This is a genomic window from Bradyrhizobium sp. Ken01, assembly GCF_055807355.1.
Genome location: NZ_JBVVPC010000041.1, coordinates 1 through 25,388, shown reverse-complemented (window position 1 = coordinate 25,388; position 25,388 = coordinate 1). Strand labels below are relative to the sequence as shown.

The 25,388-nt window shown below is 60.5% G+C and carries 25 protein-coding genes and 1 pseudogene; 10 read left to right on the top strand and 16 right to left on the bottom strand.

Annotation, left to right across the window (positions count from 1 at the left end; translation table 11 throughout):
• Positions 1–74: 74 nt before the first annotated feature.
• The 6 genes from flhB to motA form a co-directional block, all read right to left on the bottom strand.
• A complete protein-coding gene (flhB, locus tag AC0L3S_RS30090; RefSeq protein ID WP_473283245.1) occupies positions 75–1,160 on the bottom strand; it encodes a flagellar biosynthesis protein FlhB in 1,086 nt (361 codons plus the stop codon).
• A gap of 13 nt (positions 1,161–1,173) precedes the next feature.
• Positions 1,174–2,214 carry a flagellar motor switch protein FliG gene (locus tag AC0L3S_RS30085; protein ID WP_473263680.1) on the bottom strand — a complete coding sequence of 347 codons (1,041 nt, stop codon included), beginning with the start codon at positions 2,212–2,214 and terminating at the stop codon, positions 1,174–1,176.
• 2 nt (positions 2,215–2,216) lie between these two features.
• Positions 2,217–2,597 carry a flagellar motor switch protein FliN gene (gene fliN / locus AC0L3S_RS30080; RefSeq protein ID WP_473263682.1) on the bottom strand — a complete coding sequence of 127 codons (381 nt, stop codon included), beginning with the start codon at positions 2,595–2,597 and terminating at the stop codon, positions 2,217–2,219.
• Between the two features lie 76 nt (positions 2,598–2,673).
• Complete coding sequence (locus AC0L3S_RS30075) at positions 2,674–2,988, bottom strand: hypothetical protein (RefSeq protein WP_473263683.1); 315 nt, start codon at positions 2,986–2,988, stop codon at positions 2,674–2,676.
• Positions 2,969–3,907 carry a flagellar motor switch protein FliM gene (locus AC0L3S_RS30070; RefSeq protein ID WP_007613971.1) on the bottom strand — a complete coding sequence of 313 codons (939 nt, stop codon included), beginning with the start codon at positions 3,905–3,907 and terminating at the stop codon, positions 2,969–2,971. The genes AC0L3S_RS30075 and AC0L3S_RS30070 overlap by 20 nt, the downstream gene beginning before the upstream one ends.
• A complete protein-coding gene (motA, locus tag AC0L3S_RS30065) occupies positions 3,904–4,803 on the bottom strand; it encodes a flagellar motor stator protein MotA (protein ID WP_007613972.1) in 900 nt (299 codons plus the stop codon). The genes AC0L3S_RS30070 and motA overlap by 4 nt, the downstream gene beginning before the upstream one ends.
• A 142-nt stretch (positions 4,804–4,945) precedes the next feature.
• Between motA and AC0L3S_RS30060 the strand changes: the two genes are divergently transcribed.
• From AC0L3S_RS30060 to AC0L3S_RS30030, 7 genes are all read left to right on the top strand, one after another.
• The gene (locus AC0L3S_RS30060; protein WP_473283243.1) at positions 4,946–5,734 is read left to right on the top strand and encodes a DUF1217 domain-containing protein; all 789 of its coding nucleotides are present in this window, start codon (positions 4,946–4,948) and stop codon (positions 5,732–5,734) included.
• Positions 5,735–5,737: 3 nt separating this feature from the next.
• Positions 5,738–6,466 carry a flagellar basal-body rod protein FlgF gene (gene flgF / locus AC0L3S_RS30055; RefSeq protein WP_007595915.1) on the top strand — a complete coding sequence of 243 codons (729 nt, stop codon included), beginning with the start codon at positions 5,738–5,740 and terminating at the stop codon, positions 6,464–6,466.
• Positions 6,467–6,502: 36 nt separating this feature from the next.
• Positions 6,503–7,828 (top strand): flagellar protein export ATPase FliI, encoded by a 1,326-nt coding sequence (fliI, locus tag AC0L3S_RS30050; RefSeq protein WP_473283241.1) that lies wholly within the window; start codon positions 6,503–6,505, stop codon positions 7,826–7,828.
• Between the two features lie 850 nt (positions 7,829–8,678).
• Positions 8,679–9,314 (top strand): MarR family winged helix-turn-helix transcriptional regulator, encoded by a 636-nt coding sequence (locus tag AC0L3S_RS30045; protein ID WP_473263685.1) that lies wholly within the window; start codon positions 8,679–8,681, stop codon positions 9,312–9,314.
• Between the two features lie 791 nt (positions 9,315–10,105).
• Entirely contained in the window at positions 10,106–11,512 is a 1,407-nt protein-coding gene (locus tag AC0L3S_RS30040) for a tyrosine-type recombinase/integrase (RefSeq protein ID WP_473283239.1), read from the top strand.
• Positions 11,513–11,842: 330 nt separating this feature from the next.
• A complete protein-coding gene (locus AC0L3S_RS30035; protein ID WP_473283237.1) occupies positions 11,843–12,385 on the top strand; it encodes a hypothetical protein in 543 nt (180 codons plus the stop codon).
• Positions 12,385–12,927: a hypothetical protein gene (locus AC0L3S_RS30030; protein ID WP_473283235.1), complete on the top strand. Its 543-nt coding sequence runs from the start codon at positions 12,385–12,387 to the stop codon at positions 12,925–12,927. Before AC0L3S_RS30035 ends, AC0L3S_RS30030 begins: the two co-directional genes overlap by 1 nt.
• Positions 12,928–12,950: 23 nt before the next feature.
• Here AC0L3S_RS30030 and AC0L3S_RS30025 read toward each other — a convergent pair whose 3' ends face one another.
• A complete protein-coding gene (locus AC0L3S_RS30025; protein ID WP_473283232.1) occupies positions 12,951–14,102 on the bottom strand; it encodes a sensor histidine kinase in 1,152 nt (383 codons plus the stop codon).
• Between the two features lie 142 nt (positions 14,103–14,244).
• On the opposite strand from AC0L3S_RS30025, the gene AC0L3S_RS30020 reads away from it, so the two are divergent.
• Entirely contained in the window at positions 14,245–14,622 is a 378-nt protein-coding gene (locus AC0L3S_RS30020) for a response regulator (RefSeq protein WP_473283230.1), read from the top strand.
• Between the two features lie 583 nt (positions 14,623–15,205).
• Here the strand turns inward: AC0L3S_RS30020 and AC0L3S_RS30015 are convergent.
• The 6 genes from AC0L3S_RS30015 to AC0L3S_RS29990 form a co-directional block, all read right to left on the bottom strand.
• Complete coding sequence (locus AC0L3S_RS30015; protein WP_473283227.1) at positions 15,206–15,343, bottom strand: hypothetical protein; 138 nt, start codon at positions 15,341–15,343, stop codon at positions 15,206–15,208.
• 406 nt (positions 15,344–15,749) lie between these two features.
• Complete coding sequence (locus AC0L3S_RS30010) at positions 15,750–15,926, bottom strand: DUF3606 domain-containing protein (RefSeq protein WP_247478167.1); 177 nt, start codon at positions 15,924–15,926, stop codon at positions 15,750–15,752.
• Positions 15,927–18,473: 2,547 nt separating this feature from the next.
• Positions 18,474–18,827, bottom strand: coding sequence for a hypothetical protein (locus AC0L3S_RS30005; RefSeq protein ID WP_473283224.1), 354 nt, complete (start codon positions 18,825–18,827; stop codon positions 18,474–18,476).
• A 393-nt stretch (positions 18,828–19,220) separates the two neighbouring features.
• Positions 19,221–20,144 carry a non-homologous end-joining DNA ligase gene (gene ligD, locus AC0L3S_RS30000; protein ID WP_473283222.1) on the bottom strand — a complete coding sequence of 308 codons (924 nt, stop codon included), beginning with the start codon at positions 20,142–20,144 and terminating at the stop codon, positions 19,221–19,223.
• Between the two features lie 242 nt (positions 20,145–20,386).
• The gene (locus tag AC0L3S_RS29995; RefSeq protein WP_473249435.1) at positions 20,387–20,566 is read right to left on the bottom strand and encodes a hypothetical protein; all 180 of its coding nucleotides are present in this window, start codon (positions 20,564–20,566) and stop codon (positions 20,387–20,389) included.
• A 31-nt stretch (positions 20,567–20,597) separates the two neighbouring features.
• Positions 20,598–21,005: a hypothetical protein gene (locus tag AC0L3S_RS29990; RefSeq protein ID WP_473283219.1), complete on the bottom strand. Its 408-nt coding sequence runs from the start codon at positions 21,003–21,005 to the stop codon at positions 20,598–20,600.
• 272 nt (positions 21,006–21,277) lie between these two features.
• Here AC0L3S_RS29990 and AC0L3S_RS29985 point away from each other — a divergent pair, with 272 nt between their 5' ends.
• Complete coding sequence (locus AC0L3S_RS29985) at positions 21,278–21,472, top strand: hypothetical protein (protein WP_473283217.1); 195 nt, start codon at positions 21,278–21,280, stop codon at positions 21,470–21,472.
• 43 nt (positions 21,473–21,515) lie between these two features.
• Here the strand turns inward: AC0L3S_RS29985 and AC0L3S_RS29980 are convergent.
• Both AC0L3S_RS29980 and AC0L3S_RS29975 read right to left on the bottom strand, forming a co-directional pair.
• Positions 21,516–22,186: pseudogene (locus tag AC0L3S_RS29980) on the bottom strand (integrase core domain-containing protein); the annotation flags it as partial.
• A 493-nt stretch (positions 22,187–22,679) separates the two neighbouring features.
• Entirely contained in the window at positions 22,680–23,201 is a 522-nt protein-coding gene (locus AC0L3S_RS29975; protein WP_473283215.1) for an HdeA/HdeB family chaperone, read from the bottom strand.
• 433 nt (positions 23,202–23,634) lie between these two features.
• On the opposite strand from AC0L3S_RS29975, the gene AC0L3S_RS29970 reads away from it, so the two are divergent.
• Positions 23,635–24,093, top strand: a complete 459-nt coding sequence (locus tag AC0L3S_RS29970) for a hypothetical protein (RefSeq protein WP_473283213.1) — start codon at positions 23,635–23,637, stop codon at positions 24,091–24,093.
• Between the two features lie 263 nt (positions 24,094–24,356).
• Here the strand turns inward: AC0L3S_RS29970 and lpxD are convergent, their stop codons facing one another.
• Positions 24,357–25,382 (bottom strand): UDP-3-O-(3-hydroxymyristoyl)glucosamine N-acyltransferase, encoded by a 1,026-nt coding sequence (lpxD, locus tag AC0L3S_RS29965; protein WP_473283290.1) that lies wholly within the window; start codon positions 25,380–25,382, stop codon positions 24,357–24,359.
• Positions 25,383–25,388 lie beyond the last annotated feature (6 nt).

Sequence of the window (25,388 nt, the reverse complement as noted above, 5' to 3'; positions counted from 1 at the left end):
TCTGGTTCAGACGGTGTAACCTTAGGGTCGCAAGCTTTCGTCAGGCTGATGGAAGGGACGCTGTCCTCGGAATTCTACTGGACCTTCTCGGACCGCGGCGTCTGCTTGGACTGCAGGAAGTAGATGATCTCGGCGACCGGCCGGAAGAACTCCGCCGGAATCACCTGGTCGACCTGAACCGCCTCATAGAGCGCGCGCGCCAGCGCCTTGTTCTCGATCACCGGAATCCGGTTCTGCTCGGCGACTTCGCGGATCTTCAGCGCAATCACGTCCATGCCCTTCGCCACGACGATCGGCGCCGGATTTTCCTCACGATTGTAGCGCAGTGCGATCGCGAAGTGGGTCGGGTTCGCGATCACCAGCGTCGCGCGCGATGCGGAAGCGATCATGCGCTGGCGCGAGCGATCGCGCGCCAGCGAGCGCAGGCGCGCCTTGATCAACGGATCGCCTTCGGCCTGCTTGTGCTCGTCCTTGATCTCCTGCCGCGTCATGCGCAGCTCGCGCCGCCAGTGGAAGCGTGCCCAAGCCAGATCGACCGCGACCAGGACGATGGTCGCGATGCAGATCGCCGAGACGATTCGCATGGCGATGTTGAGAATCATCTCCGGCAGCGCGACCGGATCGGTGTACATCGCCTCGAACGCCTTCGCTTCCGACGAGCGCAGCACGAACGCGACGACGATAGTCACCGCGGCGAGCTTGAACAGCGACTTGGCGAACTCGACGAGGCCCTGCGATCCAAACAGCCGGCTCCAGCCGCCGAGCGGAGAGATTCGCGAAAGGTCCGGCGTGATGCGCTGGAGCACCAGGCTGGGAGCATTTTGCAACAGCGAGGCTGCGAGCCCGAACGCCGCCAGGGTGACGACCAACGGCGTCAGAAACCGCAGTGCCTGAAGGCCGACCACGATGAGGAGATTCTGGGCGTCGGCCCCGGTGCTGAGGGGGAAGCCGTCGGGATCATCGAGAAAGCCCGTCAGCATCGGCGTCAATTGCTGCACGCCCTGGCCGATCAGGAACGCCTGGATCACCATCAGCGATGCCATCGAGGCGAAGATCGAAGCCTCCCGAGAGACCGGGATTTTGCCCTGTTCGAGCGCATCGCGGACTTTCTTCTCGGTCGGCTCTTCTGTCTTGCTCTCCTGATCGGTTGTTTCTGCCATGCCCGTTCAGCGGTCAGCGAAAGACCAGCTCATCCTCCTGCTCGGGGTTGAGCTCGATTTCGCCCTTTTCCGCAAGGTCGAGCGCGAGGTCGGTGATCACGCGCCGCGCCTCCAGCACGTCGCGCTGGTTCGACGGTTCGCCGATGGCGAGTTCGTGCTCGACGACCCTGCGGACGCGCGAGGCGACCGAGGAGAGGATCATCTCGCGGAAGTGCTTGTCGGTGCCCTTCAGCGCGATGACGATACGATCGGTCGGCACCTGGTCGAAGATCATCGTGCGCGCCTTCGGCGTCAGGTTGGTGACGTCGTCGAAGGTGAAGAGCAGCTCCTTCAGCACTTCGGCCGACTTCGGGCGCTTCTCCGAAAGGCTCTTGAGCATGTCCTCGATGTGTCCGCGCTCCATCTTGTTGATGATGTCGGCGACGCGGGCATAGGTATCGGCGCCGAGGTTGCGGGCGAAGTTCAGCGTCAGGTCCTCATGCAGCGTCTTCTCGAGGACCCTCAGGGCGTCGTCGACGATCGGCTTGAGGCTGAGCACGCGCCGCATCAGCTCGTTGCGCAGGCTCGACGGGAGCTGGCTCATGACCTTGGCGGCGCAGGACGGCTTGACCTTGGACAGGATCAGCGCCGCGGTCTGCGGATGCTCCTTGGACAGGTAGCTTGCCAGCGAGTTTTCCGACACCGACGAGACGCGGTCCCACACGGACCGGCTCGAATTTCCGAGCAGGTCCGACATGATGGCCGAGACCTGGTCGGCCGGAAGCACGTCGCCGAGCACGGCTTCCAGGCCGCCGAGGGTGCCGAGAATGTTGGCGCCCATCGAGAATTGCTGGGCGAACTCCTCGACGATCGCCTCCAGTTCCTGCGCCGTGATCGGCCGCAGCTCGGCCGCGGCCTTTGTAACGGTGCGGATATCCTGCGGCTCGAACTGCGCGAGCACGCTCGCGGCAGCCTGCCGGCCCATGGCGAGCAGGAGTGCCGCGACTTTCTCTGTCCCGCCCAGCGTGGCAACGCCTCGCTGTTTGATGGGAGCCACGCCGACCTGTGCCGCCATGGTCAGCTATCACCCTGCCCCAACGGCCCGACAATCTCTGTGAGCGAGACGCCGAAGCGGGAATTGTCTTCTTCGACCACGACCACCTCGCCGCGGGCGACGACGCGGCCGTTGACGACGACGTCGACCGGTTCGCCGACCCGGTGGTCGAGCGGAACCACCGCGCCGCGGCCGAGCTTCATCAGGTTTGCCACCGGAATGGTGGCCGATCCCAGCACCACCTGCATGGTCACGGGAATGCGCAGAATGGCATCGACATTGGCGAACTTGCCGGTCTCCTCCGCGGTGCGCGCGGCGATCTCCGCCAGCCGCTCCAGCGGAGATGTCTCGGTATGCCCCTCGTCGGACGCCGATGCTGACTCATAGTCGAAGGATTGCGCCATCTGGTATCGCCTCTTGGTATTTCCGCTCCCGGAGCGCCGCGACGTTCCGATCGTATTTCTTTCGCCGGCTTCGGCTTCAATGCTTGTTCACGTCGGCGCCGCCAGCGCTCGCCGCGGATGCGAGCCCGTTCCTCGCATCCAGCGCCGCGATCGCCTCGTTGGCCTGATCGATCTTCGTGCTCAGCACGCTGGCAAGCCGCCCGAGGTTTGCGGTGGAATCATGCGCCGCGGTGATGACCGTGTCGAAGGCGCCCGCCGTCTCCTGGACGATGGTCGAGAACTCGCCCTGGTAGCTGCGCAACCGCGCCAGCTCGCGATGCATCCGGGTCACCCGCATGCTGGTGAAGGCGAGCGCGATCAGCAGCACGGCATCAACGAGATAGGATATCATCGACGAACTCCCGTTTCTGATCGACGGGATCTGCCACCTGCATGGCGTAATAGCCATCAAGCTGGCCGATCTGACACCAGAACAGCACCTGGTTGTTGCTCTCGAGCCGGGCCAGCGTGCGCGGCGTGGCTTCGAGCTCGAGCACCTGCCCGACCTGGAACTTGACGACGTCGCCGAGCGAAATCATCTTCTCGTCCAGCACGGCGCTCAGGGTCACCTCGGTGCGGTGAACCTCGGTCTCCATCTGCTCGCGCCAGCGCGGATCGGCCGCCCGGCCGTCGCTGACGACCACGGTCGCGAGCTTCTGCCTGAGCGGGTTGAGCGCGGAGTGCGGAATGATGAGGAACATCTGACCGCCGCGGTAGAGCGCCTGCAGCATGATGTTCGCGCAGATCGACATGTTGCCGCTCCGCCCGATCGCCAGCGACGCCATGGCGGTCTCGACCCGCTCGACGCGGAAGGTGACGTTGGAGGTGCCGGCGAAAGCGGATTGCAGCGCCTTGGCGAACCGCTCGAACAGCGCCTGGACCAGGCGGATCTCGATGTTCGAGAAGCTGCGCTCGACGTCGAGCGGCGGTTCGGCGCCGTCGGAGCCGAACATCGCCTCGACCATCGTGAACACGAAGTCGCGGTCGAGCATGATGATGATGCGGGAGTCCCACTGCTCGGCATAGAGCACGGCCGCAACCGCGTTGGCCTCGTAGTCCTTGATGATGTCGCCGACACGATCGTTGGTGATGCCGTTGACCGAGAAATAGCATGGCGTTCCAGCCATCGGCTGCAGGCTGTCCGTGCACGATGCCGCCATGCGATCGAAGATCACATTGAGCATCGGCATGCGCTCGATCGAGATGCCGGCGGCGTCCAGCAGATAGTTCGGCAGCGGCTTGCGCTGATCGACGTCGAGGGCTTCCATCATGATGCGCGCGCAGCCTTCGGTTCAACCTCGGTCACGACCGCCTTGGGGCCCGCGATCGTCTCGTTCTCGACGACGTCGATCGAAGGCCGCTCGGGGCTCGCGATCATCTTGCGGCCGTGCTCGACGGCGATCTGCGGCATGGCGCCGTTCATGAACGCCAGCAGCGTCTGCTTGACGATGATGTAGGGCCGGCAACGCTTCTCCCGCGTCATCTTCACCTTCATCGCGAAGGGCGAAATGATGCCGTAGGACAGGAAAATGCCTGCAAAGGTGCCGACCAGGGCGGCGCCGATGAAGCCGCCCAGCAGCTTCGGCGACTGGTCGAGCGCGCCCATGGCCTTGATGACGCCGAGCACCGCGGCGACGATGCCGAGCGCAGGCAGCGCTTCCGAGACCACCACCAGCGCGTGGTAGGGCGCCAGCTTGCTCTTCACGATGGTGTGGATCTCCTCGTCCATCAGCGCTTCGATCTCGTGCGTTCGCGCGTTACCCATGATGATGAGGCGGACATAATCGCAGATGAATTGCAGCAGCGACGGATCTCCGAGCACGCTCGGGAACGCTTTGAAGATCTCGGAGGACGCGGGATCGTCGATATGCGCCTCGACCTCGTTGCGGCCCTTGCCCCGCAGCTCCCGCATCAGCGCGTGCAGCGCGCCGAGCAGATCGAGATAGTAGCGCTGGCCGGGCACCGCTCCCGTCACTGCCTGCACGCAGGCAAGCCCGGTATCCGCGACCGTCTTCCAGGGATTGGCCATGATGAAGGTGCCAGCCGCGGTGCCCATGATGATCACGAACTCCCACGGCTGCATCAGCACGCCCAGATGCCCGCCCATGGCGGCAAATCCGCCCAGCAGTGCCGCTACCGTGATCACGATCCCCACGAAACTGCCCAACGCGCCGCTCCATCACCGACCCCATCGGGAATATCTAGTGGGCGAGCCTTGCGTGAGGCTGGCTTCCCCCTCGCCAGCCTCGCGCAAGCGATTCACGGCAGCTTGGGACGACGTCGCGAAAGCGGCCAGAGGGGCGCGGGTCATGCTATCCACCATCGCGGACTACACCAGACTGACCAAGGACATGGGGAAGTCGCTGACACAGGTCGCGACGCAACCGGACGTCAGCCGCGACACCGATTATTTCCTCAGCCACATCGGCAACGTGAAGACGATCGACGACTTCCTGAAGGACTACCGCCTCTATTCCTACGCGATGAAGGCATATGGCCTCAGCGACATGACCTATGCCAAAGCGTTCATGCGCAAGGTGCTGACCGAGGGTATCGCCGACAACAAGACCTTCGCCAACAAGCTGACCGACACCCGCTACCGGCAATTCGCGGCCGCCTTCAATTTCGCCGCCCTCGGCGACAAGGCGACCCAAACCGCCGCGGCCACGACCGGCACGGCGACCCAGTTCGTCACGCAGACGATGGAGGAGAAGGCCGGCGACCAGAACGAAGGCCTGCGGCGGGCGCTCTATTTCACGCGCAAGGCCTCCACGATCACCAACTCCTACCAGATCCTCGCGGACAAGGCGATGACACAAGTGGTCCAGACGGCACTCGGCCTGCCGTCGACGATCAGCTCGGCTGATATCGATGCCCAGGCCAAGATGATCACGAGCAAGATCAATCTCACCGATTTCCAGGACCCGGCCAAGGTCACCAAATTCGTGCAGCGCTTCGCGGCGATGTGGGATGCGACCCGGGCCCAGAGCGACAACTCGACCAACCCGGCGCTGGTCCTGATCGGCGGCGCCGCAACGTCGATCAGCATGGATAGCAACGTGCTCACGACACTTCAGAACATCAAGTTCAACAGGTAAGTCATGCAATCGGCCCTCTATGTAGGATTGTCGGCACAGGTCGCCCTCGAAAAACGCCTCCAGACGATCGCCAACAACGTCGCCAACGTCAACACGGCGGCGTTCCGCACCGACGTGGTGAAGTTCGAGACCGTGCTGTCCAAGGCGGGCGCAAATCCGGTGGCCTTCTCCTCGCCCGGCGACAACATCATCTCGCGCGAGATGGGCAGCATCACCGAGAGCGGCAACCCGCTCGACGTCGCCGTGGTCGGACAGGGCTGGATCGCGTTCGCCGGTCCGAACGGCACGGTCTATACGCGCGACGGCCGTCTCCAGATCGCCGCCAACGGCGACCTTCAGACGGTGTCCGGCTTTCCCGTCATCGATTCCGGCGGCGCGCAGATCACGCTGGATCCGAACGGCGGACCGGTCTCGATCGCGCGCAGCGGCGCGATTACCCAGGACAACAACGAGATCGGCACCATCGGCCTGTTCAACATTCCCGCCGACGCCAATCTCGACCGCTACGGCAATTCGGGCGTCACGCCCAACCGGCCTGCGACCGCCATCGCCGACTTCTCCCGCGACGGCTTCAAGCAGGGCTATGTCGAGGGCTCCGGCGCCAATCCGATGATGGAATTGACGAAGCTGATCGCGGCCTCGCGCGCCTTCGACGGCACCAATTCGATGATCGAGGGCACCGAGAGCTCGCTCCAGAACGCAATCCGGACGCTGGGCGAACCCGGCAAATAGACTGCGCCTCGCGCGCAATGAGGTTGGACGGTTTCCTTGAACGCTCTTCGGCAACTTGAGTGGGCGCTGCTGGAGCTTCAGCAGAGCACTCCCCTGGCAAGCGTCAGCGGCGCGATCTCCGAGATCGCGTCGACGCATTTCCGCGTCTCCGGCCTGTCGCGCTTCGTCAGGCTCGGCGAACTGATCGGCGTCAACTCCGGCGGCAAGCCCCAGATCGGCGAGGTGGTGCGGATCGACAGCGAAGGCATCATCGCCAAGCCGTTCGACCGTCAGTTCGCCGGCGGCCTCGGCTCGGTCGCCTACCGGATGCCCCCATTGTCGTTCGCGCCCGATCCGAGCTGGAAGGGCCGCGTCATCAACGCGCTCGGGGTGCCGCTGGACGGACAGGGCCCTCTCACCCCCGGATCGCGTCCGGTCTCGGCCGAGGCGGAGGCGCCTTCGGCCATGAAGCGCGCCCGGGTCCACAAGCCGCTGCGCACCGGCGTACGCGTCATCGACCTGTTCGCCCCGATCTGCGCCGGCCAGCGCGTCGGCATCTTTGCAGGCTCCGGCGTCGGTAAATCGACGCTGCTTGCGATGCTCGCCCGCAGCCAGGGTTTTGACACCGTCGTGTTGGCCCTGGTCGGCGAGCGCGGCCGCGAGGTGCGCGAATTCATTGAGGACGTGCTGGGCGCCGATCGTCACCGCGCCGTCACGATCGTGTCGACGGGAGACGAGAGCCCCATGATGCGGCGGCTGGCGCCGAAGACGGCCATGGCGGTCGCCGAATATTTCCGAGACCGGGGCGAATCGGTCCTGCTCATGGTCGATTCGATCACCCGCTTCGCCCACGCAGCCCGCGAAGTCGCGCTCGCCGCCGGCGAGCCCGCGGTCGCACGCGGCTACGCACCCACCGTCTTCACCGATCTGCCGCGCCTTCTGGAGCGCGCCGGCCCCGGCGAGGAGGGATCCGGGACGATCACCGGGATTTTCTCCGTGCTGGTGGACGGCGACGATCACAACGAGCCGATCGCCGATACCATCCGCAGCACACTCGATGGCCATATCGTGCTCTCCAGGCACATCGCCGACCAGGCGCGTTATCCCGCGGTGGACGTTCTGGGTTCCGTCTCCCGCCTTGCCCATAACGTCTGGGACCCCGAAGAGCGCGAATTGGTGAGCAAGCTGCGCGCCATGATCGCGAAATACGAGGACACGCGCGACCTTCGCCTGATGGGCGGATACCAGGCGGGACGTGATTCGGGTCTCGACCAGGCGGTCGACATGGTTCCGAGAATCTACGGCGCGATGCGACAGGACGCCTCGGCTCCGCCAAGCGCCGACCCGTTCCGCGAGCTGCGGGATATGCTCAAGGGCGACTAGCAAGTCTCAGATTTAGCCGGCGCGCGAGGGCGCCCGCGATCACTTGCTCCTTGTTTTCGACAGGCGATTACGCATGCAGCCACGCTTACAGCGCATGCGCCTGCGCGACCGTCTCGGTTTTCGCCGCGATCGCCTCCACCATTCGGGTGAGGCAGCCCGCGCCGAATACGACTGAACTGGCGATTCCTCGATCTGGTCCGGACAACCGCCGCGTGCAATTCCTGTGAGTTCCCTCGGACAATCCTTGGCAGAACGCACAAGTTGTGGATGACATGCCGAGGCACATCGTCGTCATGCACAAGGTTCGATCAACTTGCATCAACGACGACCAACAACGTGCCGTGCAATAAAACTGTCGCATAGTCGCGTGCATGTTGCTGGTGGGACAGGGCATTGCGTTCACCATCATGTGTCCCGAAGAGCGAGATTGTCTTGAACGTTACATTCGCCTGCGACGACATCCAGTCTCCGAGAGGGTCTCTACTTGATTTTGTTGAGAAGCTCATTCATCGTTTCGTTGAACATAAGAAACGTCTGCGTGTGACTTGAACCTTAGGGGCTTCGGTTGAACTACTCCGATCCTTCGTCTGCTGGCGACGGCTATTCGGGCTCCCGTGCGACGACGCCGCGAATGGCATACCATCAGCAACACCGCTTCCCGCGTCATAACCTGCAGTGCTCATCAGTCCAGGTCGGGCGCCGAGCAGGCCGTGCTTTCACGCCAGAGAAGAGCACGCTGCATATGTCGGGCGTTGCGGTCAGTACGGCTTCTCGCAAACGGTTCGTTCGCGACGACGGAAGGCGGCTCCGGGGCGCCGCAAACGTGACTCCCGGGGCAAGGTAGGAATTAATGCCATTGGCAAGAGAAGCCGTCGAGCTGCTGATTCAGGCGGCGAGGGCTTGGTATTTCGAAGGCAATCAGCATGGGTTGCGCGACCGGGAATGGATGGCGCTGCGCTTTCTCGGCCGGGCCAACAGGTTTTCGCGCACGCCGTCCGCGCTCGCCGGCTTCATCGGCGCCACCAGGGCGACTGCATCGCAGATCGTGAAGACGCTGGAGGGCAAGTCCTTCCTGGTGCGAAAGCCGTCGCACGAAGACAAGCGTTCTGTCGTGCTGCACGTCACTGCGCAGGGCGAAAAGTGTCTGAGCCAGCACGATCCAATCAATCACGTGCTGAACGCGGTCACAGCGCTCGGCCCCGACGAGTGCGTCAGGCTGCGCGATTCGCTGCGCGAGATCCTCAACCATCTCGACGCGGCACATCAGCGGCTCGAAGCCAGCATCTGCCGGGACTGCATGTTTCTCGCCGAACGCGGGCCGAGTACCGGCAAGGGACGCGCAACGGCCGAATTCATGTGCCGGCTGTATCGCGCCCCGGTTTCGCTCGAGGAGACCGAACTGCTCTGCACCAGTTTCGAGCGCACCCGCGACCGTCCCAAGATCGATGAGCATCTCGACCGCGCGCGTGTGGTGAACCAGGGGTGAGGCACGCGTCATTTCCGCGCGCGAATCCTGCACTGAACTTGCGGAAGGTTGCGCAGCGTTGGCGAGAACGAAATGTGGCGCACACTCCGTCAAACCGTCATTGCGAGCGAAGCGACTTGTCCGCCGAAGCTTTGGCGAAGTCGGAAGAAATCCAGATTCCCTCCGCGGCGGCAGACTGGATTGCTTCGCTGCGCTCGCAATGACGGAGCATGAGGCGGTAGCGCCAATGTTCCAGCTCGCATTTTGAATTGCAGACACAGCTTCGCAGCCTCGCGGCGCGTTTCGCCCGAGCTTTGCTTGGTCACTTCACCCTCAAACCAAGAGGGCGCAGGGAAGGCCGGGTGCTGACCTCGCACCCGCGGTCCGCTGCGCGAAAAGCACACGCAGGAAAACCGCACAGCAGCATACAGGTGGTGCCAATCACTCGGCCTTCCCTGCGCGATGGTTGGACGGCTTATGCCGTGATCTCCCGGGAGCCGAGTTCCTGCTGGCCTCCCTCGTCCTCGCGAAATTCACCGGCACCGCGCCGGTTGACGCAGATGCCGCATTCGCCAGGGCTTGACCGTAGCAACGACGGCCAGGACCACACGTCTATATTTTGGTACTCGGTGAAACACGCCGAAACTAACAAAAGACTTTGAAACAAGAGCTTTTCGACTACCCTGATGCAGGCTGTTTCAGCGGGCTTCACCAAATTAAGGGCCCGGCCCTAAGTCTTTCAGCGTCCGCACGACAAACTGAAAGCCTCAAAGCCGAGCCCTTTGGTCCCAAGCCTTAGGAGCCGAAACCAAATGGATAGTAGCATCGCCCCCTCCCCCGTCCGCAAGCGCGGCCGCAACAGCAGCGTCATCCTGACCGACCGCCTATGCGAGAAGCGGGTCGCCAAGCGAGCCAAGCTCTACGACCGCAAATGCCCTGGTCTGTACGTCAGCATCACGGCGGCGGGCGTGGCGACCTTTTCGTACAAGTTCACCGACCGGCAGACCGGGAAGCAGCGCACCGGCTGGCTCGGCGTCTACAATGCCGAGACCTTTACCGTCGAAGACGCCCGCAGCAGGGTCTACGGCCTCAAGGGACTGGGTACCGAGGCTCTCGCCGAAACCTTCCGCGACCAGAAGACCGCAAAAGCGAGGCGCGGCAAGACCGTCGCCGAGATCATCGAGGAGCGGATCGAGTGGATGAAGACGCCAGTCAAGAAGCCGGATGGCGAGATGCGGCCCCGGCTGGAAAGCTGGGAGAACACGGCAAGCCACCTCCACCGTTTCATCCGGCCCCGCCTCGGCAAAAAATTGGCGATGGAGGTTACCAAGCACGACATTGCGACACTCTCGAACGACGTCGTCGCGGGGAAGTTCGGCAAGCCCTCGGTCAGTAACGCGCGTCATATGCGCAAGGCGGCCTCGGGCCTGTTCAACTGGGCGGCGGAGGCAGGCCGCGACTATGTGACAGCCAGCCCCTGCGTCAACCTGCCGAAGCTCGATCCGGAATATCCGCGCACCCGCGTCCTGTCGGAGAATGAGATCAGGATCTTCTGGCACGGTCTTGATCGCAAGGACCTGCCCTGGGACCGCCGGACCCGGCTGGCGCTCAAGTTCGAACTCGTGACCATGCTGCGCTCGCGTGAACTGCTCAGTGCGCACCGGGATGAGCTATTCGACCTCAATGGCGACAACCCGCGCTTCGACGTGCCCCTCAAGCGAGTGAAGAAGCGGCGCGTGATCCAGCAGCCGTTGTCCGATCTGGCGGTTGAAATCATCAAGGAGGCGCTGGCGTCCACCGACCAGCAGTTTGTGTTCGAAAGCCCGATGTACAAGGGCCAGCCGATCCACCGCAAAGCGATGGCCGACGCGCTGCGCGGCACCAAATACGAGAAGAACGAGGACAAGACCAAGACGCCTGGGCTCTGCGAGCTGTTGGGCCTCAAGCCGTTTACGCCGCACGATCTGCGGCGAACGGCGGCGACGTTGGCCGGCGATCTCGGCTTTGACGATGCTGCCATCGCCAAATGCCTTGACCACGCCGTGACAAAGAAGGGTGACACCATCGTGCCGACCGTCACGGGCAAGGTCTACAACCACTCCCGACGGATGAAAGAAAAGCGGGCGGTGCTGGACGGAATCGCCACCGAGCTGCGGCGGATCGTTGGCGCGCCTGTCGCTAATGCCCAAGGAAAAGAGGGGCAACGGCTCGCCGCCTAATTGCTTAGGCGCACCGACTCCGAGCCCGGTCACTCTCGCGGGCCTCTTTCCCCTGCGCAGGGAGTCAATGGGCGCTAAAATCATCGTTATATCAATGCCATGGTGCCGCAGTGTCCAAATTTGTGTCGCGATCCGGAGGCGGTCCGCGAGAAAATTATATGAGTTACTGTGGATCGCGGTGAAGTCTAGCGGCGGGCGCAACGGTCGCGCTACGATCAGCGGATGGCGAATCCCACGATGATCCTGCTCGCACTTTCTGCCGGGACAATTGTCCCGTCAGTGCCGCCGGCCGGCGCAGCGTCGGTGCAGCCGCCGCCAGAGCGGTGACCGATGGCGGAAGAAGACCTCTACTTCACGAACCAGAAGCAGCCCCACGCCATTGAGCCGGGAGCATTCGTGCTCGATCTTTACCGGCTGCTTTGCATGGTTATGGCCTCTCGCGACGTGGCGAGACACGGCCTCACCTCGCCCGTCATCGCGATGATGCAGGGAGGTTTTTTCAAGTCCGAAGTCACACGGATTTTGATCTCGTGTGCCACTGGCTTGCGCATCCGTTTCGATCAGCGTCCCCAGAGACCAACGAACGACGAGAGATCAGATTGCGGGAAACTGTTTCCGAACTGGGTGACCGATCCAAAGACGGTCGAGGTGCTCACGCTGCGCGAGGCTTGCAACAAGATCATTCACGCAACCGACGTTCGGTTTGATGTCGTGATCCCCGATGCGGCGATAAACCCGGATGAGGAAGGCCTTTACTACGAACAGCACCTGTACCTGTACGGGAGCAAGGGGCGCAACGATTGGCGCGCCGAGCTGTCGCTGATCGACTTCGCACGGCGGGGCGCGGTGGCGTTCAGATGGCTTGCCTGCTGATGACCGAGACGGTGAAAACTGACAATGACGAGCCGATACGTGAAGTCGCAACGATAGTGCGAGGCGATAGGTCGCTCAGCGGAAAACAGGTCCACGCGATTGTTGCGCGGCGATTGCGTAGAATTGAAAAGCTGAATTTTCTGGAGAGCTTTGCCATGTTCATGGGGAAGGCCCAGCTTATCGAATTGGGACTGAAGAACATTCTTGCGGACAAGTATGGCTACGACGAAGAGAGGATCGAAAGTTGGCCCCTCGGGCGAGTGGTCAAATTATTACGCGAGAGCGGGTTGCGGCAAGACTTCGTCCACTTAGTGGAAGAGTTAAAGGAACATCGCAACTACATTGCACACGAATTGTTGGCCAACGACGCGCTTCTGCGAAGATTGGCAGGCGGCGGCACGCGGCGCATAGCGTGGAAGTCGCTAGGTCGTGGTCTATATTCGGTGGAAGAGGCGATTGTGGTGCACGATTTTCTTTTTGGCGGGACGAGTCCGCACCCACGACGTAGTCGACCCAAACAACGACACGACGAGGCTAATTAGCCGGACGGAGTCGGAGATGTGGGTCAAGGAGCGGACTGCTGGCCGTTGGTCTGGCCGACAATCTCGAATGCGGTACATCCTGGGCGAGAAGAAATCGTCATCGTTGCATCTAGTCGCCGCACAAATGCTTTCACGACTTGCATGCCGAAGCCTTTGCTCTGATCGATGTCGAATCCTGCCGGCAAGCCGCGCCCCTGATCAGAGACTACCAAAGCCCATCCGCCCGCATTTGTTTTGAAGCTTACGTTGACAGGCCCCGGCTGACCCGGAGCATAAGCATACTTGAAACTGTTCGTGGCCAACTCCGCGACCAAAAGGCCTAGTCCGCTCGCGACATCCGACGGAACTCTGGTGTTTTCCGCATCGACATTGATCGCAGTTATCTGTGCCGGAGCTGTGTGCTTGAGGCTTTCGCACAGCCTGAGCAGAAAGGTATCGATTTGGATCTCTTCATGACTGCCGGTCAAGTGCAGCTGCTTGTGGACGGTTGCAATGGCGAGCACACGATTGCTGGCCATATCGAGCTGAGCCCTCGTCTCCTCGCTCGCGGCATTGCGGCTCTGAAGTGCCAGAATTGACTGGACGAGCTGCAATGAATTCATGAGCCGGTGATCGCCTTCGCGCATCATCGTCTCTTTTTCGTTGAGCAGGTCTTCGGCTTCGACTCTGGCGGCGTGTTCGGCAGCGCTAATCCCGCGCAGTTCAAGCAACTTCATCACCTGATTGGCCATCAGTCGCAAGAAAGCCTTCTGAGTCTCATTAAGCTCCCGTGGCTTGTAATCGAGCACGCAAACGGTACCTAGCGGAAGGCCATCAGGCGTCTCCAACAACGCTCCGGCATAAAACCGCAGATGCGGGTCGCCCGTGACCAGCGGATTATCCGCGAAACGCGAGTCCAGCGTGGTGTCGGGTACGACAAACAGGTCCGGCTGTAAGATCGCGTGCGCGCAGATCGAGCTGTCCAGCGGCGTTTCCCGGATGCCTAATCCGACTTCCGCCTTGAACCATTGGCGGCCGTAGTCGATCAAGTTGATGACAGAGATTGGCGTGCCGCAGATGGCGGACGCGACCTTCACGATTTCGTCGAAGTCAGCTTCTCGTGGAGTATCGAGGATGCCATACCGCCGGAGGGCAGCAAGACGAGATTCTTCAGCCCTATGCAGATCAGCTTGCACGATTTCTCTGATATCTATGTGGCCAGTATGGTGGCCTTTACAGACAGCGATGTCTACTGTTTCGGGATAAGCGAGCCGCACACTCGCAGAGGGGGAACTATCCGAGCCGGCAGAGCTTAGGTTGGCTGGAGGCATTTATGCTTTGAAAACAGATATTAAGCTACCCGTTGTGCTGATTGTAGAGGATGACCTCCTTATTCGTTTGGATGCCGTGGATATGATCAGGGCAGCCGGGTTTGAAACGATTGAAGCAAACGGCGCGGATGAAGCCATCGCCATTCTGGAGCGCCGACGCGACATCACAGTCGTATTTACGGACGTGCAAATGCCGGGCTCGATGGACGGCCTCAGACTGGCCGCTGCGGTTCGCGACCGCTGGCCGCCAATCAAGATCATTGCTACGTCTGGAATGACGAAGGTCGGCCCCGACGACTTGCCTTCGGGCGGCCGATTTATCCGAAAACCCTATAGCGCTCAAGGAATTCTCGAAGTCATCCTCGACGTCAGCGCCGGCACCTAGGCCCTCCGCTTCGCGGCTGAGCGGCTGGAGGGTACCTCGAGAACTGATCGCGCGAACATCGCCGCTGGATCGGCGCAACTTGCGTCGACCTTACTTGCTGGAGCAACTACAGAGATTGCTGCTTCTCGGCGCTGTTGATCTTCGGCTGCTTCCGCCTGTTTCAACCATTCTTCGGCGAACAACAGCCACTGCGCCTTGCTGGACGCGCTAGTAGCCTTACTAGCTTCCGCTCGGCAATCCTCATAGTTCGCGCGGTAAACCCTGCCCCTATCCATGCACGGATTTTATCAACCGGGTGACACTCGGGATATGCAATTTCGGCATGTCTTGTTGCAGATCAACGCTCGGCAATATGCAGTTGTGCCATGCGGAAACCGGCTCCGACGGGATGCGTCCGGTCATGCCTTTGCATGCCTGCGCCGCTGGGACGGTCGTTTTGGCGGCACTCGGATAACGGCCTTGATCTACGTCAAGCGACCGTAGCGTGAAGCGGCTGTCCTATCCGCCGAATGGATGAGCGGTCCGTCCGATTGTGCCGGCCACCCCGTCCACCGCAATCTGAGCTGGGCTCTTCATCACTATGTCATTCTTCACAGACCGTGACCTCGAACGCCTCGCCAACTTGAAAGCAAACTGGCGTCAGCTCTATTGTGGTGAACTCAACCGATTGCTGAACGAACACGCTGACAATCGTTGGATCGGCAAGACGCTGAGGCCACATCAGGTCTCCAGTGTCCTCACGATAACCCCGTGGTCGAGCCGATTCATCCAAGCGATGCCTGTGATACTGACGAAGGCGAGAAGCCGGAGGCGCACGCTCGGAGGCAGTCAGTAAATAGGTCGCTTCCCGTCCTCACCGTGCTCAGTGGCTTCCCTTTCCCGTAGGTGTCCGAAATGATGTGGCTGGCGTCCGGCTCTTCGATTCCCGCGTCGATGTCCGGCGATCTATTGCAGGCGCACGGATCACCGGCACCACATTGACAGCCAAGTTCTGCGCTCTAGGCCCGGTCCGGGTGGTTCTCGCAGACAAAGCCGATGCCGAAGCAGATGGGACAGTTGGGATTTGACATGGAATGAAAAAGCGCGCGGCCTTGCTCCAAAGATCGCAAGCATACCGCGCGCCTCGGTTACACCGCCAATTGTTTGCGAACGGCGGCGGCCGAATTGCCTACTTTGTCGACGGCCTTTTGCAACTCGTCCTTTGAGACACCAAGCGCCTTGGTCCAATACTTGACCTCGAAGTCTTCATGCATGTTGATCTTGCTACGGTCGCGCTGGTCCCGTTTGGTGAGATTGTCGCTCATCTTCCTCCTCCATCGCCTGTACAAGCCGCTCATCGTCTAGAACGGCCAGCAGGTCATTGATCGTCATCTCGCAGTCCCGCGGCCCAGGCTCGACATAGCGAGCCAGGATGGCTTGGGCTTCTTTTACTGCTTGGGCTACGCGATCCGGTTTCATGGCCGGTACTCCACTCACTGGCGATAAAAACGCCCGTAAGAACGGTGTGTTCCCAAAAGGAAGGCCTCCGGGAGGGCGGAGGCCTAGTCTGGGGAGGCTGGAGGTCCTTGAAAAACTTGGGCTCTGGACACCGTTCCTACCGCTGCGCATGAGCAGGCGCCTCCGCGCTGATCCGCTTAATCTGCGTTATAGGTGCTCGTGAGCAGGAGCAGTGCGCCTGTCCGATTAGTGGGCTTGTCGTGCCCCTAACGAGCAATGACGAGACGCTTCTATAGGAGACTGTCCTGCTTGGATCGTTCGCCCGTACTCGCTGACCGGCTCTCCAGCCGGGCGTTCTGCCAGAGCCTCTGCGGCAAGCGCCTACTTTAGTCACTCGTCTGCAACGAAAGCCACTGCGCCTGAGCGGTGGAAGGGGCGCTTAGGAACGAGGACGCGAACCCAAGATTGAGCCTCCTCAGTTGGCACAAGGTCCTCGTAAGCGGCTTATGATTTGTCCGACCGGGAGGACTAGCGAGTAGAACTTGCGTGACGGCTACCGTTGGGTGCTTCGGTGAAATTGGTGAGCGAGTACATTGAACGCGCTACGCAGTTGGAAGCGCTCGCCGACGGGGAGACAAACCTCAGGTTCAAGGCTGAGCTGCTGAAGCAAGCCGCCTCTTATCGCAAACTCGCCGCAAGCCGTGCGGAAAAGCACGGCTTGCCCCCTCCCAGCGCCCTCGAAGAACCAAACTAGATCACGCGGCGCGGCTTTAATCGTCCCACGTCAGCTTGTCGCACTCGGAGCACTTAAAGGCCCGGACTATCTTGCCGGAGGCAACGTGGAGGCAGCTATCTACCCTCAACAGCCGGCCATTGCAGTGCGCGCAGGTTTCGAACTGCGCGGGGGGGGGGTGGGGTGGCGTAAAACCAAGGCGACTCATGTGTTAGCTCCCGCTGCTGGCTAACGACGCTAGGCGCAAAGGGCCGTTCCTAAATTAAAGTAGGATACTTTCCGCCAAAGCCCTCCCCCATTAATCGGTGCAAGAAGGCCGCCTAAGTTGCGGCCTTACTCTTTAGTCTCTTGGTGCAGTTCGGCCTTCCTTGCGATCAGATCAGCGACGAGTTCGGCGATTCCTGTAACGGTTATCTGGTCGTTCACGCGGAGAAGCCATCTTTCGGTATCGTTCGATCTTCTTGTCGAGATTGATGCACTTCTCACACATGGTCCGCCCCGTCGCGGCTATACGCGGTTCCCAATTGACAATGATCGTATGGTTCCCCCCAAGCGAGATCAGGCAGGGCGACGCTCTTCTATCGGCTGCCCCGTACGAGGCGCAGCTGCGGAGATGCCAGTTTGTGGGGCGGAACCGGTATCGCAGTGAACTTTTCCTCGCTCCGTTGCGCGCGTTTGCAGTTCGGGCAGACGAAAAGTGCGCGATGATTGGATCCGGGGTATCTCGCACCAGCTCCGAGCGGAACCATCTCATGGTGATGCGGCAATTCGGACATTGCGGGTCGTCCAGTTGCGCTAGTGCTTTCTTTAGCTGGTCCATGCCACGCCCCACGCCGTTCGGGAAAGGTAGCAAAGATTTCTGAGCGTGACGTACCAAAGGATACATATCGCCTGCTAACTAAGGAGGTCGCCAATTAACAAATGCGATAGCTGGAACATGGGAGATCGGGAAAAGTAGGCAAGCCGGGGAGGCGCAGCGATTTCATTTCGAACATTTTGAAACCCGGAAAGAGGGCCGCTGCCTTTGGACAGCGGCCCTTCGCTTTTCGCACCTTGCTGTTGTTTCCGCGTACGAAGGCGCGTCATGTCCCAGGCACCCCGGCGAGCGCCTGCGAATATTTGCGGCCCCGTGCATCGATTGCTCGGAACGAAACCAATTGTTGCCGGATTATCCCGGCGACGGACCCCAAACGTCAAAACAAGTACAAACGGCCTCAGCTTCTCCCTTGCCCCCCGGAGCTGAGGTCGTTTCGTCTTTGCGGCCATGTCATGTCTCTGTGGCACAAGCATTGCACATTCATTGGTGACTGGGATTGCTGGTCCCCAGTTTGGTACAGGGCGCCGCCGGGACGCTTCATTTCGAGCCCGGCGGCGTATCTTTGTGGAACATCAAAGGCGATGCAGCGCGTTGCTGAGCAGGGCAAGGGACATACTGGCCGTAAGGCCTAGCGGCGAGCCGTTACAGCGTGAGCAGGAGCTGAATGAGGCCCATGTGGGTCTCCCCCATGCCAAGCGGCTCGGTAGTTGCGCTCCAGCTTATCCAGCATCTCAGAGAGGTGAAGCACGGCGACGGTCAGCTACCTTACCGGGTCCGCCGTTCGGTAATCCCGAGAGCCTCGACCCGGCCTATATGGGCGCGCCGATCTGAAACGCTGCTCACAGTCTGAAGGCACGTCACCCTCTAAATCCCCATCGCCTTCGTGCCGTCCCCGCCTGAATAACGGGCCACCGTGCCGCTCGCGCGAGCCACTGGGGCCTCGGCGGCAACCGCAAGCGCTTGGGCCCGATTTGGAAGTACGCCCTGTATCGGTTTCTCGTCCGGCAGGAGGTGGACTGAAAAAGGGTTCCCGTGGAGGCGTTGGATTGGCGCGAAAATATCCAGCTGCGGTGCCCGCTCAGCAAGCGACTTCATCCGTGCAGTCCATTCCGGCCCGCTCGTATAGAATACCGCCAAATGTTGCTTGATCAGCGCAAGGCTGCCACGGCCATCTGGCTGGCAGGCAAGGATTTTCAATGTAGCGAGCTGAAAACTCAACGCGAGGCACCGCACGCAAAGCGGACTAGTTTGGCCGGCGACCAACACGCTCGAAGTCTAAGATGCCCCCATGATGGAATCATGAGCCGCCGATGCGGCGCAGTCAATTCCAGAACAAGCTTCCGACCATATGAAGAACCCCGACCACTGCTGCGGAACCACAGATGGCTATGGCAATATCGACCAGCAGTAGAAGCTGACTTCTAGTTTCGTAGTCCAGGTTAGCAAAGACTTTGCGCATCCCCAGCTCCCGGCGTCAGGAACAAGGAACGTCATTTCATTATTCATTGTTCCAAGCGACGTTCGAGAGCGATGGGCAAATTTTTCCTCGCCATAATCATTGTCAGTCCAGGCATCATCATCGCTATCGTGGTTATGTGATGCTGCTTTGAGCTACTTGCGGGACAGGCCCTTGAACGAGCTGGCCCGGAGCAGGCCTTCAGAGGTGATGTCCCGATATTCGATGTCGGCGTAGAACTTCGGCTCGACCCAGGTGGCCTTCGGTTTCCTGACCGGCTTGGTGAGCTTCTGCTTCGGGCTGACGACGGTATCGAGGGCCTTGCGAATCTCGGCCGACTTCGTCCGGCTCCAGCCCGTTCCGACCTTGCCCATATAGCGCAGCTCTTTCCCTTCCTGCTTGCCGAGATAGAGCGCGGCGACGCCGGACGGGTCCTTGACGAAACCAACAACAGGGAATTTTTCGCGCTGCACCGTCTTGATCTTCTGCCAGGCCTCGACTCGGTCCGACCGGTACGGCGCATCCACTCGCTTGGAAACGATGCCCTCATAGTTGAGCTTGCTCGCCGCCTCGAAGAGCGCCTGCCCGTCGCCTTCATGGTGCTCGCTATAGAAGATCGGTGCTTCCAGCCCGTTCTCATCTATCAGCTGTTTCAGCAGCTCCTTGCGGGCAAGCTGCGCGTTGTTGCGGAGATCTACGCCGTCCAGCCAGAGGAGATCGAAGGCGAAGAAAAGCAGGCGGTCCTGGTCGCCTCTGCCGAGGTCGGCCTGCAGTTCGGAGAAGTTGGCACGCTCTTCGTGGATGACGACCACTTCCCCGTCCACGATAGCCTGACCTGGGATGTCGAAGGCGCCGGCAATGACAGAGAACCGATTGACCCAGTTGTGGCCGTTGCGGGTGAAGGCCTTCCGGTCGTCACCGTGGATGTGGAGCTGGATGCGATAGCCGTCGTATTTGACCTCGTGAATCCACTGAGCCCCTGAAGGAGCTTTCATCTTCAGGGTCGCAAGCTGGGGGCTGATAAAGCCCGGCATGGAAGCTCGCGGCTTCTTGGCCAGTGCTCGGGTACGCTTTGCCACGAACGCAACTCACAAAAAGCCCGCCGTCGGTGGGGGGAGCCGACGGCGGGGCAGCCTACCTACCTTACTTAGGACTCTCCAACCGCGAGGCTCATGCGCCGTTCCCAGGCGTTCTCACATACAACCGCGATTCAGATTCCAGGTTGTATTTTCAACGTCAACTAGAACGTCAGACGAACGGTTGGCGAACGCGATGCGATAGAGCGTTCTTACAGCGGAACGCCCTTAGTACTGGGACCTCTTCAGAAGCTCCGGCAGACGCGAGATCGCCTTTGCACGATGGCGTAGCCTTCTTCAAGCGCCTTCAACGCAGCCCGAGCGTGACGAGCGGCTTCTTCGTTACCTGATTTTTCAATCTCTTCGACAGCCCAGGCCAAATACTGAATGGCGGCGTCATGGTGAGCGCTATCGCGTTCTGACATTGACTAACCTTGTAAGCGTGGTTTCGAAACCTCAAACGCTCAGGCGCGGCAGTCGGATCACATTTCGCATCAGACCCGTGCACGGCACAGGACTATCACTAATTGAAACGAGGGTTCGTCGCGGGCGAGAAGCAATGTCCGTCGTCCTCCAGGATGGTCCACGGTGGTGGAAACCGCGAGGGTTATCCATCACATCCGTCGGTTTGCCGGAGTGCCCCTTCGGCTTACTGGAGGCATAGGTCGGGCCTTCCTTTGCAGCCCGCACCTGCCGGTCTCGCTCGGCGCAGAGATCGTCAACCTTGCTCTGCATCCGTTGCAGGGTCTCAGCCGAGGCGGTCGTTAACCCCGCCCTTTGAAGCTGGAGGATTTCCTTGCGCTGGCGACTGACCTGCGAGCGCATGCGCTCGATTTCCGAGCGGAGATATTCGAGTGTGGGCATGGACAGACCTGGATTTCCCACAATAGAACAAAGGCCGAACATCCGGTCAAGGCGGCGGACGTGAAAGATTTACTGATGTACCTCTCTCACTCGGCGGGAGCATCGCACCGGCATTGGCACATAGTGCACTAGCCAAAGACGGACGGTCTGTTTGTCTAAGGTGCGCCTTGCCAGTCTTTCAAGCCCCCAAGCTTCCGACGATTGGCGAGAGCGTCGAAGGCCCGGCGCGGTCAGCTTCACCGGGGCCGGTCAGCGCGGGATAGCTCAAGACGATGGACGCTGAAGCTGAGCGGCAACGTGGTTTGGAGTTGGGTCGCCGATGGGCGGAGCACGCTTCGGCACACGAGCTGGCCACCTTGGTGAGCGGCTCGTTCAATGACCTCAGCCAAATGCTGCCAGCGGACCTGTCAGATCATTTCGTCGGCCGTTTTCGCGAAGGCGTGCTGCGCGTCTGGCGTGGAGCCTAAGCTTACCTTTCTTCCTTGATGATTCTGACCTGCCCCTGAAGTTTCACCCAGTAGCGGTTAGAGTCTCGGCGGATGTTACGCCGTTTGGCGCGGTGTGAGCAACGTGCGATCGGCGGAGCTGGTCGGGGTTGCGCAGCCGATCGCACGTCGGCGGTGAGGTAGGCGGCGTAGGCCGCAGGGGTCAGATAGCCGAGCGAGGAATGCGGGCGTTGGCCGTTGTAGTCGCCGACCCAATCCGCAATCTTGGCGCGGGCGTGATCGAGGCCGAAGAACAAGGTTTCGTTGAGAAGCTCGTCCCGCATCCGGCCGTTGAAGCTTTCACAGAAGGTGCATCGGCTTGCCCGGCGCAATGAAGTGCCAGTCGATCTTGTTCTCCTCCGACCAGGCCAGCATGCCATTGCAGGTGAACTCGGTGCCGTTGTCGGAGACGATCATGCCCGGCTTGCCGCGCTGATTGATCAGCGCCGTCAGTTCGCGTGCCACCCGCCGCCCCGGGATCGAGGTGTCGGGGATGGCCGCCAGACATTCGCGGGTCACGTCATCGACGATATTCAGGACCCGGAAGCGACGGCCGCTGGCGGAATGGTCGTGGACAAAATCCAGCGACCACCGGGCGTTCGGCCGAGCCTCGACCAGTATCGGCGCTCGGGTGCCCACGGCGCGGCGGCGGGCCCGGCGCTTGCGCACGCTGAGGGCTTCGCCTCGCCTCCAACGAGATGCTGACGCCACCTGATGATCCGCAACGCTGTGCGAGCTGTTGGTTTTGAGGCGCCTATTAAGGCCTTGAGCGGGGCATGTTCTTCGAGGATACTATTGGTCGGCAGATCGGGGGCGCCCGCCTCTGTAGTTCTGATTTACGGAAACTTAATGGATCATTGCCAACGTCGAGAGCATTGCAACTCGTCGCCCCTTATCATCTAGACCTGCTCGGTTGGCAGTCTCTTCGTGGGAGACACCCTTATGCTAAAAGGATGCACGATTGCTGCTTTCGCGCTGTTTTTTTTGGCATTGTACGATCACCAAGTATCAAACGGCAAGTATACTGACGCTGTTCTTGTCTTGGCGAAGCAAATAACGCGTTCGTTCCGGGTCTGACAGAGCGAGGCGGGCTGGCGCGCGTCTACGGCTTCTTCGTGCCGAAACGTCCTGCCCGGCACAGGGACTTTGGGAGCGCCGTCGTCCCTCCCTGGCTGCAAACTGGTTCGACCTAGGTAGCTCTGTTCTGAATGGCCGTTGGTAGAGTCCGGGATTTGTTTTTCTTACAATACGCGACGACCGCAGTGGAATTCCGCTGCAGGCGGTCGTAATCCAATACACTGTTGCTTGCGGCTGCGTTGTAATAGCCACTCATGAAGTATCTTACGAAATCTTGATCCGCTGGACCGTACGCCAACCAAGTTCCGCAAGTGATCTTGTTAAAATCCAGCGTAGCAGTAGGCACTGCGGTCACGCCTATCGATTTTTCCAACCCTGCCATCACGCCGGCATTCGGGTTGGATTGGCACCACCCTCTTACGCTTGTGACATTTGTCCGATGCAGGTCAAAATCTACAAACGTCCTCCGACTTTCATAACTAAACCAGCCGGTCATCCAAGCCGAAAACTTGCTCGACGGTGCAGCCGGCATGGCAAGATATTCACCACAGGTGATGCTGCGAATATCTGCCGTCGTGGCGCCCGCCTCGCTGGCGATAGTTGAGGAGACTAGGACGAGCGCAAGCAGAAGCAATCTGCACCTCATTGTGATGACCTCCCAAGCGACGATTGGCTGCCGGACCAAGCACGATCACCGTGATCACACACGCCTCCCGTGCCTACAAGGGCATTCGCCCTTAGGGCGACTGACCTACTTGATCTAGATCAAGGCCGGCGACGCAATCTCCTTACCCGGCCATTTCCGCTCAAGCAAAAGTATGTCCCTCCAATCCCAGTAAACCTTCCGCCATTTGTCGGTCGCCAATCATTGACTTAGATCAATGCCAATCCCCACCCGCAGGCAAGTTTCTTTTGGGTGCATGCCTTTAGCTGGATCGGAATGCCGTCCGCCACAATTCTCTGGCAAGACGGCCGCGCATCGCGAAGCCGCTATTCACCTCGCGCCAGTCAGGATCCCCGATGATAGTCGCTAGTGCTAGTTGATGTCTCGTCGGAAGAGGCAAAATATGAAGATACTTGCGCTGTTGCTCGCTTCGGCAATTTTGCTCTTCTGCGCAGGCGAGAGCCACGCTGTGGTGAGAATTGCCAATGATCGCGGCGGCTTGATCCGACATTACGTCGATCGATACGATCAGTTGAACGACACGGGCCAGACGGTGGTCATCGATGGGCTGTGCGCCTCCGCCTGCACGATCGTGCTTTCGATCGTCCCATCAAACAGGATCTGCGTTACCGAAAAGGCAAACCTTGCTTTCCACGCAGCTTGGGACCTCGGGCCTGGTGGACGCCACATTACAAATCCAGAAGCCACACGGACGATGTATTTGATGTACCCGGCTCCAGTTCGGAATTGGATATCAACGCGGGGTGGGTTGTCGCCTCGCATGATCTTCCTTCGGGGGCCGAAGTTGCAGGACATGTTCGCACGGTGCTATCTGGATGCTGCAATTTTTCTAAGGCTGTAACTGACCAGAGGCCGTCCGCGAGCGGCAACATAAGTGGACAAGCAATGTAAGCTCAGAACCGCTGACAACTCAGCATGCCATGTTACTAGCATTGCGCGGGCCGTTCGATTCATGATGTTCGGTTGATCGCGGAATCGGACGCATCGACGGATCGCGGCACGCGCTTTGTCAGCCGTTATGGCGGCAGCCGGATAGCGACTCCGGCCGCAGGTACAGCGGAGCTTCTTGTCTGTCGTGCGCCTTGCCGATTGTGGCCCGCTGCTTCAGTTTCTGTGCGCCGCCATCTTCTTAAGCGTGGCAATCTGTCGAAAGAAGGTTTTTATCGACTGGGCAGGGCTTCCGAGAACCCTAGCGCCGGGTGCTAGATCCGAAATGACGCCCGCCTGCGCTCCGATTTCCGAACCTCGGCCTATTAGAAGATGCCCTGCCATAGCAGCCTGCCCACCAACGCGGACGAAATCTTCAAGGACGGTTGAACCCGAGATCCCCACTTGTGCAACTACGACGCAACAGCGGCCGAGAGTAACATTGTGACCGATCTGCACGAGGTTATCGAGGCGGGAGCCAGCGCCGATCACGGTGTCTCGCGATGATCCTCGGTCAATCGTCGAATTAGCACCTACTTCAACATCATCTTCAAGAATAACTCGCCCAAGCTGGGGGATCGAGAGAAACCCACCGCTGGTGGAGGCGAATCCGAACCCTTCCTGGCCAATCCGCGCACCCGGATATACGTAAACGCGCGCTCCCAATACCGCGTAACTAAGGCTCACATGTGCGCCAATCCGGCAGTCCCTATCGATGGTGACGCCGCTTCCGATGACTGCGGAAGGACCGATCCGACAGCCCGGCCCTATCTCCACTCCGCTTTCGATCACAGACAGGGGTCCAACTTCTGTCGAGGGATCTATGTGTGCGTCATCCGCTACTATGGCGGACGGGTGAACACCGGGTCGCAGCGGCGGCACAGGATAGAAAAGGGCAGCAACGCGGGCCCAGGCCGCATAGGGCTCGCTCGTAAAAATCGCCGCAGTTGTCGCTGGCACTCGCGCAGCCATATCAGGGTGAACGACCACAGCGCCGGCGGACGTTTGATCCAGCGCAGAAGTGTAACGTCGGTTATCTAGGAAGCTCACTTCACTCGGCCGAGCCGTTTGTAGAGGGGCTACACCTTCCAGCAATAGTTCGCGTCCGTCCGCCACACCCCGCGCCGCGCTAGCGACGAGCGCGAGGGAATGCGGGCCAGTTCGCCGGAAGAACCTTGCGCTCCCTAGTACTGTTTCGGTCATCACATC

Coding starts and splice junctions, on each gene's coding strand:
- AC0L3S_RS29985 (WP_473283217.1), top strand. CDS start 21,278: ATGGACGCTGAAGCTGAGCGGCAACGTGGTTTGGAGTTGGGTCGCCGA.
- AC0L3S_RS30030 (WP_473283235.1), top strand. CDS start 12,385: ATGACCGAGACGGTGAAAACTGACAATGACGAGCCGATACGTGAAGTC.
- AC0L3S_RS30045 (WP_473263685.1), top strand. CDS start 8,679: ATGCCATTGGCAAGAGAAGCCGTCGAGCTGCTGATTCAGGCGGCGAGG.
- AC0L3S_RS29995 (WP_473249435.1), bottom strand. CDS start 20,566: ATGTCAGAACGCGATAGCGCTCACCATGACGCCGCCATTCAGTATTTG.
- AC0L3S_RS30060 (WP_473283243.1), top strand. CDS start 4,946: ATGCTATCCACCATCGCGGACTACACCAGACTGACCAAGGACATGGGG.
- flgF (WP_007595915.1), top strand. CDS start 5,738: ATGCAATCGGCCCTCTATGTAGGATTGTCGGCACAGGTCGCCCTCGAA.
- flhB (WP_473283245.1), bottom strand. CDS start 1,160: ATGGCAGAAACAACCGATCAGGAGAGCAAGACAGAAGAGCCGACCGAG.
- AC0L3S_RS30035 (WP_473283237.1), top strand. CDS start 11,843: ATGGCGGAAGAAGACCTCTACTTCACGAACCAGAAGCAGCCCCACGCC.
- AC0L3S_RS30010 (WP_247478167.1), bottom strand. CDS start 15,926: ATGAGCGACAATCTCACCAAACGGGACCAGCGCGACCGTAGCAAGATC.
- lpxD (WP_473283290.1), bottom strand. CDS start 25,382: ATGACCGAAACAGTACTAGGGAGCGCAAGGTTCTTCCGGCGAACTGGC.
- AC0L3S_RS30075 (WP_473263683.1), bottom strand. CDS start 2,988: ATGATATCCTATCTCGTTGATGCCGTGCTGCTGATCGCGCTCGCCTTC.
- AC0L3S_RS30085 (WP_473263680.1), bottom strand. CDS start 2,214: ATGGCGGCACAGGTCGGCGTGGCTCCCATCAAACAGCGAGGCGTTGCC.
- AC0L3S_RS30040 (WP_473283239.1), top strand. CDS start 10,106: ATGGATAGTAGCATCGCCCCCTCCCCCGTCCGCAAGCGCGGCCGCAAC.
- fliN (WP_473263682.1), bottom strand. CDS start 2,597: ATGGCGCAATCCTTCGACTATGAGTCAGCATCGGCGTCCGACGAGGGG.
- AC0L3S_RS30070 (WP_007613971.1), bottom strand. CDS start 3,907: ATGATGGAAGCCCTCGACGTCGATCAGCGCAAGCCGCTGCCGAACTAT.
- AC0L3S_RS29970 (WP_473283213.1), top strand. CDS start 23,635: ATGAAGATACTTGCGCTGTTGCTCGCTTCGGCAATTTTGCTCTTCTGC.
- AC0L3S_RS29990 (WP_473283219.1), bottom strand. CDS start 21,005: ATGCCCACACTCGAATATCTCCGCTCGGAAATCGAGCGCATGCGCTCG.
- AC0L3S_RS30015 (WP_473283227.1), bottom strand. CDS start 15,343: ATGTGGCCTCAGCGTCTTGCCGATCCAACGATTGTCAGCGTGTTCGTT.